Here is a 12,371-nt window from a genome sequence, read left to right as displayed (position 1 = left end):
TTTTCTATATTTTTGACGTATTAATAATTTATTAAAACTTAAAAAATTGGAAAAACAATTAGCAAACTCTGCACCACTAGGTCTTCTGGGTTTTGGAATGACCACAATTTTATTAAACATTCACAATATGGGATTTTTTCCTGTAAGTGCTGTAATCATATCAATGGGAATTTTTTATGGAGGAATTGCTCAGGTAATTGCGGGAATTATTGCGTTTAAGCGAGGAAATGTTTTTGCCGCTACTGCCTTTACCTCGTACGGATTTTTCTGGATTACTTTGGTTGCTATCTGGATGCTGCCAAGTAGCGACATTACTGTAGCAGGACCTTCTCCTTCATCTTTTTTAGGATGGTATCTCGCTCTTTGGGGAATATTTACTGCTTTTATGTGGTATGGAACATGGGGCGGCAGTAAGGTTCAGCAATTTATTTTTCTTTCCTTAACTGTTTTATTCTTCCTTTTAGCAATTGAAAAATGGACTGAAATTGAATCAATAGCCACTTTTGCAGGAGCAATTGGTATTATTTGCGGAAGTAGTGCTTTTTATTTGTCTATGGCCGAATTATTAGAAGAAGTAAAAGGTGAAAAAGTGCTGCCTTATTGATATTATTTTTGCCACGAATTGCACGAATTAAATTTGAACCTTTTTTAAATGAAAAATTAGTATTAATTGGCGTAATTCGTGGCAAACTTTTTTATTTATTCTTCAATCCTAAATCATACACTTTTTGCAGCCATTTTTCTCTTTGAAAATCTGTTGCTGTTTTTATGATTCCGATGTAAGTTACTTTTACAGGTTTTATACCGCAGAATTCTAAAGTAGATTTCTTTAATTGATTCACGCTTGGTCTTCCATAAAACAATCTGTAATACCAGCCTGGCTGATCTAAGGTGGTGATAATATGTGCCGTTTTTCCTGTTAGTAATTTATCCCACCAAACTGAGTTTTCGCGATATTGATATGCCATTCCGGGTAAAAACAAACGATCAATAAACCCTTTTGTAATTGCCGGTAAACCTCCCCACCAAACCGGATGAATCCAAACCAAATGGTCTGCCTTTTTGATTTTCTCCCACGATTCCAGTAAATCCGGTTCTAATTCAGTTCGTTTTTGATAACCAAATTGCAGGTTTGGATTAAAATTTAATGCAGCAATTGTTATGGTTTCGACTTCTGCACCGGAAGCGATTGCCCCTTTTAGATAAGATTCGGCTATTCCAAAATTGAAGCTTGACGGATTTGGATGTCCGTTTATGATCAGTATTTTTTTCATGTTCTATTCGTTTATTTTAAGATTAATGGTACTGTAAGTATTTAAAGCCTCATAAACTTCTTTCGACGAATGTATTTGATGACTAAAGTAAATTCCGCCCGATAAAGTTTCACTCAACATTTTTTCGACATGCAAAACTGTCGAAAAAGCCGTTAGTTCAGCCTGACCTTTAATGCTTTGCAAGCTAACTCTTTTTGTTTTCTGCTGTGTTTTTATGACTACTTCAAAAATGGTTTGATCGCCATTTCCGCTTGAACCAAAAAGCAGTTGTCTTTCTTTTAAAAACATGATATTAAAAATCTTAAGTGATTGAAAATACCCCATCAAACTGGTTACAAACTTAGAATTGTAGGTCATCTTAACCGAAACAGTTGGTATTTTTTCTACCTGATTTAAAATAAACAAATCCGGAACATCAAGATTATAAACCTGACGTTTCCCAATTCCGAAAGAGAAATTAAATTTTTCGGAATTTAAAAAATGCTTTACATGTTGTGGTTGGTTATTTTTATAAACAACAAAGGGTTTACATACGTTTTCAGCTAAAAAATTGGCTGAACTTTTTCCTGCCAAATCTTTTACAGAATAATAGATAAAAATATTGGTTTCCTGAATTTTATGTTTGTCCGGCTGTATAAAATCTACGAGACTACCTACTATACCTCCCATCCAGCCCGAACTAAAAACAATTCGGCTATCTATTTTCTGGCTATTAACCCTGGCTAAATCATACGCAATAGTGAGATCTGGAGTTGGCTTTGTAATATCGATATAGTCTAATTTGTTTTGTATGGCAAACTGCAAAATTTCATTATTGCTATCTTTTGTACACAATACAATCAGGTCGATTTTATTCTGTAGAATACATTCAAACGTTTTTGGATTGGTAACATCAACAATTAAATCTTTGTTCGTTTTTCCTGACTGACGACTTCCTACAAACAGGTTAAAGTCAGGATTTCTTGCTTCAAGAATTCGTAATATGACTTTACCTACTAAGCCGGTTCCGCCAATTACTAAAATATTTTTTCTCATCATTATATATTGTTTTCAGCAAAAATAATGATGAGATATCTCTCGATAACCAGACAAATGTCCTATAAAACCGCTTTACGTATTCTACTTAAATGTCTTGGCGTCACGCCTAAATAGGATGCTAAATATTGCAATGGAATGAGCTGCAGGTATTTTTTATGGTTTTTATAAAGTTCTTCATAACGTTGGGTTCCGGATAATTTCTGAAAAGAAATCATTCGTTTTTGAAGTGTTACATATTCCATTTCAGTTAACTTACGTCCTATTTCCTGCCAATGAATTCCTAAGGCATAAAGCTTTTCTAAACTTTCACGGCTTATGACTTGCAACTCTGTATCAGCTATTGCCTGAATATTTTCTTCGGCTACATTTTGCGTTATAAAACTAGAGAATGAAGCCATAAATTCGTTTTCGAAAGCAAAACAATTCGTGATTTCATCGCCCTGATGATTGAAAAAATACGAACGTAAAATCCCTTTATTGATAAAAACGATTTCATTACTAACCTGGTTTTCTTGCAATAAAAGTTCTCCTTTTTTGAGTTTTCGAAAAGTAATTAAATCATCGAGCAGCTCTAATTCATTTTGAGGCAAAACCTGAATAGATTGAAAAACTGATTTCATTATAAATGCAGAATAAATTAATTTTTAGAAGCAAAGACTTTTTCAATTCTTTTATCAGGGATAAGCCATAACATGGCTACAGCAAAATACGCAGCACCTGAAACCCATTCGTTGTAAAACGAAAAGACTATTCCTACCACATATAAAATAGCTGATGTATATCCTTTTAAATCCCTGCCAATAGCTTTTGCCAATACTGAATTTTCACCTTCGTTTACAATTATAATTCGCTGTAAAATAAAATACGCAATTGCCGATAAAAACAAAACGACTCCGTACAAAGTCATGGAAGCTTTTGCAAAATTATGTTCTCCCATCCAGCCTGTTGCAACGGGAATTAGGGACAACCAAAATAATAAATGCAAATTTGCCCAAAGGATTTTTCCGTTTATTTTGGTCATGCCATGAATTAAATAATGGTGATTGTTCCAATAGATTCCCACATAAATAAAACTCAAAATATAACTTAGAAACTTAGGAATAAGTCTTTTTAAATCGGCAAATTCATGTCCTTCAGGAACTTTAATTTCTAAAATCATAATAGTGATAATAATCGCCAATACACCATCACTAAAAGCCTCGAGTCTTGTTTTATTCATTTATTTATATGTTTTTGAATTATGTTTACAGCCTGAAATATGCTGAAAAAAGTTGCCACGAATTCCACAAATTTACACTAATTTTTTATTCCTATTGAAAAATATAATTCGTGTAAATTTGTGGAATTCGTGGCAAAAATATTTTTTTTCCTAAAGATCTAATACTAAATCTTACCGTAATACATTGCTTTTACGATTCCGTCTGAAAGTCCTATTTTTGGAACGTAGATTTGGCGTGCGCCACTCCATTTCATGGCATTAAGATAAATTCTGGTCGCATGGATAATTACGTCGGCACGATCTGAATTCAATCCTAATTCTGCAATTCTTTGTTCGTAAGTCAATGAATTTAAAAATGCGTATTGCGAATTGATGTAAATGTACGAAAGTGGTTTTTCCTGCTGTTTTCCGGACATTTTAAACAACTTGTTAATGTTTCCTCCGGAACCAATTAAAGTAACCTCATCGTAATCTGCCGTATTGGTTTTAATCCATTTTTCGATTTCATCCCAAACCACATCGTGCACCATATTATTCAGCAAACGAACAGTTCCGGCTTTAAAAGATCTCGAATTGATAAGTTTTCCGTCAGAAAACAAAGTAAATTCTGTACTTCCACCACCCACATCTACAAAAAGATAGGTTTCGTCATTTTTTAATAAATGAAGTAAATCAGTCGATGCAATAATGGCAGCTTCTTTTTTACCATCAATAATTTCGATTTTTATGTCGGCTTTCTTTTTAATTAAAGCGACCACTTCTTTGGCATTATATGCTTCACGCATTGCCGAAGTAGCAAATGCCATATAACGCTCTACCTTATGTACTTTCATCAAAAGATGGAATGCTTTCATGGCATCCACCATCCGATCTATATTTTCTTCTGAAATCTCTCCTACTGTAAAGGCATCTTGTCCCAAACGAATTGGCACACGAACAAGCGAACTTTTATTAAATTGTGGTTCTTTGCCATCTTGTTCTACAACATTCGATATTAGAAGCCTCATGGCGTTTGAACCAATATCTATTGCTGCATATTTTTTTATATTAATCATGCTCACTTATGATTTGAAAATTATTCTTTATTTTTAATTTATTTTTTGAGGAACTTGCTCTAAAACTGATATTTTGTTCTGATAATATTTATAGGTTTCAAGTTGCGCTCTAAAAGGGGCATGATGATTTCGAGGTTTGTATTTATTATCTAATTTATAGGAATGATATCTCACTTTAACATTCCCTTTCCATGCAATATTAAAATTATCTATTAATTCTTTCTTTATTTCAAGATCATAAATCGGACAGGTTACTTCGACTCTTCCGTCAAGATTACGGGTCATAAAATCTGCTGATGAAATATAAACTTCGGTCAGACCGGCATTACCGAAAATATAAACCCTTGAATGTTCCAGGTAATTATCGACAATACTTATGGCTTCGATGTTTTCGCTCATTCCCGGAATTCCTGGAATTAGGGAGCAAATACCTCTTACCTGAAGCTGGATTTTTACGCCGGCATTACTGGCTTCGTATAATTTATCGATCATTTTAAAATCAGATAAACTATTCATTTTTAATTTAATATGCGTTTTTCTACCGGCCAAAGCGTGCAGAATTTCGCGATCTATTAGCTTAATAAATTTTGTTCTTGTATAATGTGGCGATACAATTAAGTGCTTGTATCTGTGCACTCTGTAATTGATATCGAAAAATTCGAATATTTTTGAGATGTCTTTCAAAATTCCCTGATGACAGGTAAAAAGGGTAACATCTGTATAAATTTTTGCCGTTGATTCGTTGAAATTTCCTGTAGAGATAAATCCGTAACGACGTGATTTTCCTTCTTCAGTTCTTTCGATTACACAAATTTTACTGTGTACTTTAAGGCCTTTAATTCCAAAAATAAGTTCGATTCCTTCGGTTTGCATTTGCTCTGCATACGAAATATTCGAAGCTTCATCAAAACGTGCCTGAAGTTCTATTTGTACGGTTACTTTTTTACCATTTTTTGCAGCATTTATCAATGAACTAATAATCTGCGAATTCTTAGCCAAACGATACAAAGTAATTTTTATGCTGGTTACTTTCGGGTCCAAAGCTGCTTCACGCAAAAACTTGGTTAAGTATGAAAATGACTGATATGGAGCGTGTAACAAATAATCTTTTTTACTTATTTTTTCGAGCATACTTCCTCCCAAACTTAGTCCAGGAATTGGCAATGGTTCATTTGGTTTATAAAGTAAATCGTATCTTCCTAAATTAGGGAAACTCATATAATCACGACGATTGTGATATCTTCCTCCGGGAATAATACTATCTGTTTCTACAATTTTCATTTTATCTAAAAAGAAATGCAGCGTATCTTCTTCGATTAAATTATCATAAATAAAACGAACTGGCTCCCCTATTCTTCTGTCTTTTACCGATGTTGCAATTTTTTCGAGCATACTTTTACTCAAATCGCTATCGATATCTAACTGAGCGTCACGGGTAATTTTGATCATATGTGCCGAAACACTTTTATAATCGAAAATATTAAAAATGTTTTTTAGGTTGTATCGAATTACATCATCGATAAGAATAACATAATGTTTATCATCGTGAGAAGGCAATACAACAAATCTGTTGATCGTTTTCGGGATTTCGATAACGGCATAACGAACCTCATCGTTTGTATTCATTTCTAAACGAACAGCCAAATACCCCAATGTATCTTTAAGAATTGGGAATTCTGCTAAATCATTTAAAATAATGGTTACTAATTCAGGACTCAATTTTTGATCAAAAAAGTCTTTTAAAAAACATGCCTGATCCGGTGTTATTTCATCTTCATTAATAATTAAAATATTTTCGGCTTCCAGTTCTGTTTCGATGTTACCTAAAATACGTAAACTTTCAGATTGCTGCTGAATTACAATTTCGGTAATATCTTTAATTAACTGATGTGCAGAAACTCCACCTAAATATTTTTCTCCAGAAATTCCGGAAAGGCTTAATCTACGAATTGCGGCATAACGAACCCTGAAAAATTCATCTAAATTGTTCGAAAAAATTCCAACAAAACGCAGCCTGTCTAAAAGCGGAACCGTATTATCTGCCGCTTCCTGAAGCACTCTCGCATTAAACGCTAACCAACTTTTTTCTCTATCGATATATTTCTGTTCGTACACTTTATATTATTTTAAATCTTTGGGGAAAATTGTTTTATGGGTTTTACCTTTATTAATTGAGTTCCAACTTTCTGCATCAAACTGTAAAGAGACAAAGCCTGAAGTAGGAACATTTTCGATAAAAACATCCCCAAATTTATTAACAAAATTTGTAATAGCCTCGTTATGTCCAAAAAGAATAACGCTTTCGAAACTATTATCACATGATTTGATAACGTTTTCGAGCTGTTTTTCATCAAAAGTATAAAGATCGTCTTTATAAACGATACTTTCAATAGGATACGAAATATTTTGGGCAAAAATCAGTGCCGTTTCTGAAGCCCGCGCCGCAGTACTACTCCATATTATATAGGTTTTAGGAAGAAAATTTGAAATATTTGCCGATACTTCATGAGCATCCAGGATTCCTTTTTTCATTAGAGGTCTGTCGAAATCTTTTAAAGGCGCTTCCCAGCTTGATTTTGCATGGCGTATTAAAATTAAATTTTTCATAGGCGGATGGTTTAGAAACCTCTTAGAAGGTTAATAATTTTATTGAACTTCTAATTTACAAAAGAAATATTAAACCTCTTACTTTTTTTATTTCTGTTAACATTAAAAGCAAATTTTAACAAGAATTAAAGTTTTTTATACCGTCTAAAAACATAACGCTACGATGACATCAGTTTTATAAAAAAGTGCTCTTCATCTATTAAACCAAACAGTTGGTCGATTGAAGTATATTTATAAAAAATTAACTAAATATCTGATTATTAATCATTTAAAAGTTTTTAAAATTTGCGTTTTTAGTCAAAAAACCAAAAAAAGACTACTTTTTTATTTGTTAGAAATGACAAAAAAAATTGCTTTTTAGACCATTATTTAACAAAAAAAATACACTTCAACGAGTTTTTAGGTTAGTTACGGACAAAAAAAATCAAAATTAACACCTCTCTATAACTTTGATTCTGTTAAAATTTGATAAACACCAAAAACAAAAAACCTAAGTATATGATAACTAAAACTACTCTTGAAAAAGCAGCGAAATTTGTTCACAATTGTAAGTTTATTTTTTCTTTCAAAAAAAACATTTTTCAGAAAAACATTTTTACTCTACTGTTTTGTTTCATTACAGCTATTGCATTTGCACAATCGGGTTCATGCAATTCAGAAATAACTATTGAAGGAGATAAGGAGCAAAAGTATAATGGTTTCGAAACTTCATTTTTACTTCAAATTAAAAACACCGGTACTACTACAGACACTTATCAATTATCTGCGGACAACTTTTCGGGCTTTGCCGAAAACCCGGACGGAAGTTCTTCGCAAAATAATATTTTAATGAGCAATAAACTGCAGCATAAAAACAATTCGGCACTTAATAAAACCATTACACTTGCTGCCGGAGAGTCTGTAGAATTTTATGTAAAACTCAACTTAACTGACAGTAGCAAGCTCGACCAGTGGAATGGCACTAAGGTTGTCGCCACTTCAGGTTCTTGCCCGGAAAGTAAAAATCAGGTCATTCTTTACACCTACATCCCTCCTAAAAAAACAAAAGGAATTGGTTTTAATAAATCATACTTCGATTTAAAAAACGCAATGAATTCCAGAGCCGCTTATGTTTTCTTACTACAAAATGTAGTTGCAGTTCGTTTTTTCTCTTAGCATAACCATCACATCAATATTAAATTTTTAATATGGAAAACTTTACTTTTAAAATCAGAATAAAAATCCTTCTAAGTTTTATATTAAGTTCTTTGTTCATGAATGTTTATGGCGGAGAAGGTACAAAACAAACCACGCCGGATGTTAATCATCGAGCTTCTCTTTGTATCAACAACAATGAGTATGGTAATTTTGCCAGATACGGTTCTACTAATGAACAACGTTTATACATTAGGATTCAAAACCCCAATAGTGAAAAAGTATATCTGGGTTTTAGTAAAGCCAGAAGATCTGCTCCGGATAATAATAATTCAGAAGTTGATTCTAAATTTAGAATTTTAGATCCTAACGGCAATGTTGTATTTGGAAGTTATAATTTAACTACTTCATCATCAAATATAACTGGTACAGAAGCTCAAAAACTTTCAAGAGCTCAAAACGGACCAAATGGAATTAATGGTATTACTACAACTGGTTATGTTCCTATTGTCTTTGATCCAACCGGTATGCCTGCAGGTGATTATTATATTGAATTTGAAACCAATAACAATAGTTACACAGAACTTTATTATAATTATTATGACATTACAGTTGCTAATAATGCTACTAAAAATTCTATTTCAGGACGTCTGTACTCTAAACGATGGGCTCTTGCAATGGATAATGTTACGACTGATTTTAATGGTGCTTTCTTTGTTTTTGCTCCGGATAACGGTTCAACAACAGGAGCTATTACACAAACAGGTTTCGTAAATAAAATTAATTTTAATGGTGCGGGTTTTAGACCTTGGTACTTTAATGTTGCTTTTAATAATACAGGAGCAGGAAGCACAGGAAATACGGCTAATGATCAAAAAAGCGTCTGGAATGCAGCAAATGCAACTAAAATGAGTCCGAAGTATGAGGTCTTTCTTAATGATCCTGATATTAATGTCTGGAAAAACGGAACGTATAACGGAAACATACAAATAAACGGAATTACCAATTGTGGTATTGGAGAAAGTAATATTAATATTAGTGTTTTTAAAAGCGGAACAATTGATATACTTCTTGATTTTAATAATGGTGACGGAATTTATACTCCAGGTACAAAAGATGTACTAACTACTCAAAGTGTAACAGGTTCCGGAGCTCCACCATATGCTGTTAGTGTTCCCTGGAATGGAAAAGACGGATTGGGAAATACTATAGCGCAGGGTACCTCGATACCTATCGTAGTCTCTTTTGGACAGGCTGCTTTTCATTTTCCGATGTATGATATCGAAGAAAATCAAAATGGTTTTTCTTGTACAACTGTAAGGCCGGCTGCTCCATCAGGATATGTTCTAAAACTTTACTGGGATGATAGTAACATTACTTATACAGGAGGTGTTTTTAGCAGCAAACTAAACCTAACCGGTTGTACTCCTAATAACGTTCCTCCCGGTAATTGTCATACCTGGAACAATTTCAATAGTAATAATAATGGTAGTCCTCAGTACGGAAATTTAAATACGATCAATACATGGTGGTATGCCAATCGGGATTTTGTAACCTCTAATATTACTTTGCCTCCATTTTACACTGTCGCATTAGGGCCAAAAACGAATGTGACCTGTTTTGGCGGAAACGATGGTAAAATTCAGGTAAATGTTACCAACGGAACTGCGCCGTTTACTTATTATATTAATGGAGGAACAACTCCAAATACTTTACAAGCTCTAATTGCCGGAACCTACAATATAAAAGTAGTGGATGCCAATGGTTGTTCTGCCAATATTAACGGAGTAGTTATTACGCAACCAACTGCAGCTTTAGCCCTTGCGGCTTCTTCTAAAACGGATGTTATCTGTTATGGGAAAAGTACAGGAAGTGTGAATGCCGGTGCAATAAGCAATTCAATTGGAACTATTACTTATTCATGGAAAAACGCTTCGAATGTTTCGGTAGGAACTACAGCTTCGGTTTCGAATCTTCCGGCAGGAACTTATACTTTGACTGTTACTGATAATTGTTCGACTCAAACTAATTCAGTTATTATCGGACAACCTACTGCGGCTTTAGCGCTTGCAGCTTCTTCTAAAACGGATGTTACTTGTTTTGGTTTTAGTACCGGATCTGTAACTGCGGGTGCAGTAACTAATTTTGTTGGAACTGTAAATTATGTTTGGAAAAATGCTTCGAATGTTTCTGTTGGAACTACGGCTTCGGTTTCGAATCTTGCGGCAGGAACTTATACTTTGACTGTTACTGATGACTGTTCTACTCAAACAAACTCTGTTATTATCGGACAACCAAGTGCAGCTTTAGCACTTGCAGCTTCTTCTAAAACGGATGTTACTTGTTTTGGATTTAGTACAGGATCTGTAACTGCTGGTTTAGTTACTAATTCTGTTGGAACTATAAATTATGTTTGGAAAAATGCTTTGAATGTTTCAGTGGGAACTACAGCTTCTGTTTCGAATCTTCCGGCGGGAACTTATACTTTGACTGTTACTGATAATTGTTCAACTCAAACAAACTCGGTTATTATCGGACAACCTAGTGCGGCTTTAGCACTTGCAACTTCATCTAAAACAGATGTTACTTGTTTTGGAAAAAGTACAGGATCTGTAACGGCGGGTGCAGTAACCAATAATGTTGGAACTGTAAATTATGTTTGGAAAAATGCTTTAAACGTTTCGGTAGGAACTACGGCTTCTGTTTCGAATCTTCCGGCAGGAACTTATACTTTGACTGTTACTGATAATTGTTCGACTCAAACTAATTCAGTTATTATCGGACAACCAAGTGCGGCTTTAGCTCTTGCGGCTTCTTCTAAAACTGATGTTACTTGTTTTGGGTTTAGCACTGGAACGGTAACTGCGGGTACAGTAACTAACTTTGTGGGAACGGTTACTTATAATTGGAAAAATGCTTCGAATGTTTCGGTCGGAACTACGGCTTCTGTTTCGAATCTTCCGGCGGGAACTTATACTTTGACTGTTACTGATAATTGTTCGACTCAAACAAACTCGGTTATTATCGGACAACCAAGTGCGGCTTTAGCGCTTGCGGCTTCCTCTAAAACTGATGTTACTTGTTTTGGTTTTAGTACAGGATCTGTAACAGCTGGCGCGGTAACTAACTTTGTGGGAACTGTAAATTATGTTTGGAAAAATGCTTCGAATGTTTCGGTGGGAACTACGGCTTCTGTTTCGAATCTTCCGGCGGGAACTTATACTTTGACCGTTACTGATAATTGTTCGACTCAAACTAATTCAGTAATTATCGGACAACCAAGTGCGGCTTTAGCGCTTGCGGCTTCTTCTAAAACTGATGTTACTTGTTTTGGGTTCAGCACGGGAACGGTAACTGCAGGTACAGTAACCAATAATGTTGGAACGGTTACATATTCTTGGAAAAATGCTTCGAATGTTTCGGTTGGAACTACAGCTTCTGTTTCGAATCTTCCGGCGGGAACTTATACTTTGACTGTTACTGATAATTGTTCTACTCAAACTAATTCAGTTATTATCGGACAACCAAGTGCGGCTTTAGCGCTTACGGCTTCTTCTAAAACGGATATTACTTGTTTTGGTTTTAGTACAGGATCTGTAACTGCTGGTTTAGTTACTAATTCTGTTGGAACTGTAAATTATGTTTGGAAAAATGCTTCGAATGTTTCGGTCGGAACTACAGCTTCTGTTTCGAATCTTCCGGCAGGAACTTATAATTTGACTGTTACTGATAATTGTTCGACTCAAACAAACTCGGTTATTATCGGACAACCAAGCGCAGCTTTAGCGCTTGCAGCTTCTTCTAAAACTGATGTTACCTGTTTTGGGTTTAGCACCGGATCAGTAACTGCTGGTTTAGTTACGAATTCTGTTGGAACTGTAAATTATGTTTGGAAAAACGCTTTAAATGTTTCGGTGGGAACTACGGCTTCGGTTTCGAATCTTCCGGCAGGAACTTATACTTTGACTGTCACTGATAATTGTTCGACTCAAACAAACTCTGTTATTATAGGACAACCAACTTCGGCTTTAGCGCTTGCTGCTT

10 protein-coding genes are annotated in these 12,371 nt (G+C 34.5%); 3 read left to right on the top strand and 7 right to left on the bottom strand.

All coding sequences use genetic code 11. The annotated features are described in order from the left end of the window. Positions 1–46 precede the first annotated feature (46 nt). Entirely contained in the window at positions 47–604 is a 558-nt protein-coding gene (locus ACIDC4_RS23855) for an acetate uptake transporter (protein ID WP_412045504.1), read from the top strand. A gap of 91 nt (positions 605–695) precedes the next feature. On the opposite strand, the gene ACIDC4_RS23850 is transcribed toward ACIDC4_RS23855, so the two are convergent. The 7 genes from ACIDC4_RS23850 to ACIDC4_RS23820 form a co-directional block, all read right to left on the bottom strand. Next, the gene (locus tag ACIDC4_RS23850; RefSeq protein ID WP_412045505.1) at positions 696–1,274 is read right to left on the bottom strand and encodes an NAD(P)H-dependent oxidoreductase; all 579 of its coding nucleotides are present in this window, start codon (positions 1,272–1,274) and stop codon (positions 696–698) included. A gap of 3 nt (positions 1,275–1,277) precedes the next feature. Next, the gene (locus ACIDC4_RS23845; protein WP_412045506.1) at positions 1,278–2,312 is read right to left on the bottom strand and encodes a saccharopine dehydrogenase; all 1,035 of its coding nucleotides are present in this window, start codon (positions 2,310–2,312) and stop codon (positions 1,278–1,280) included. Positions 2,313–2,371: 59 nt separating this feature from the next. Then, a complete protein-coding gene (locus tag ACIDC4_RS23840) occupies positions 2,372–2,932 on the bottom strand; it encodes a Crp/Fnr family transcriptional regulator (RefSeq protein WP_412045507.1) in 561 nt (186 codons plus the stop codon). A gap of 17 nt (positions 2,933–2,949) precedes the next feature. After that, the gene (locus tag ACIDC4_RS23835; protein ID WP_230039603.1) at positions 2,950–3,531 is read right to left on the bottom strand and encodes a TMEM175 family protein; all 582 of its coding nucleotides are present in this window, start codon (positions 3,529–3,531) and stop codon (positions 2,950–2,952) included. Between the two features lie 164 nt (positions 3,532–3,695). Further along, positions 3,696–4,586, bottom strand: coding sequence for a Ppx/GppA phosphatase family protein (locus tag ACIDC4_RS23830; protein ID WP_194619812.1), 891 nt, complete (start codon positions 4,584–4,586; stop codon positions 3,696–3,698). Between the two features lie 33 nt (positions 4,587–4,619). Next, entirely contained in the window at positions 4,620–6,701 is a 2,082-nt protein-coding gene (gene ppk1, locus ACIDC4_RS23825) for a polyphosphate kinase 1 (RefSeq protein ID WP_412045508.1), read from the bottom strand. A 6-nt stretch (positions 6,702–6,707) separates the two neighbouring features. Further along, positions 6,708–7,193 (bottom strand): SixA phosphatase family protein, encoded by a 486-nt coding sequence (locus tag ACIDC4_RS23820; RefSeq protein WP_230039606.1) that lies wholly within the window; start codon positions 7,191–7,193, stop codon positions 6,708–6,710. A gap of 498 nt (positions 7,194–7,691) precedes the next feature. Here ACIDC4_RS23820 and ACIDC4_RS23815 point away from each other — a divergent pair, with 498 nt between their 5' ends. Both ACIDC4_RS23815 and ACIDC4_RS23810 read left to right on the top strand, forming a co-directional pair. Next, positions 7,692–8,348 (top strand): COG1470 family protein, encoded by a 657-nt coding sequence (locus tag ACIDC4_RS23815; protein WP_412045509.1) that lies wholly within the window; start codon positions 7,692–7,694, stop codon positions 8,346–8,348. Positions 8,349–8,380: 32 nt separating this feature from the next. After that, positions 8,381–12,371 (top strand): beta strand repeat-containing protein (locus ACIDC4_RS23810; protein WP_488381169.1); only part of this gene is annotated, 3,991 nt, incomplete at its 3' end.

The sequence above is a fragment of the Flavobacterium sp. C3NV genome (assembly GCF_046825355.2).
In the GTDB taxonomy this organism is placed as follows: Bacteria; Bacteroidota; Bacteroidia; order Flavobacteriales; family Flavobacteriaceae; genus Flavobacterium.
Note: the sequence above shows the minus strand (reverse complement) of the source record. Positions and strands in the feature narration are given on the sequence as shown.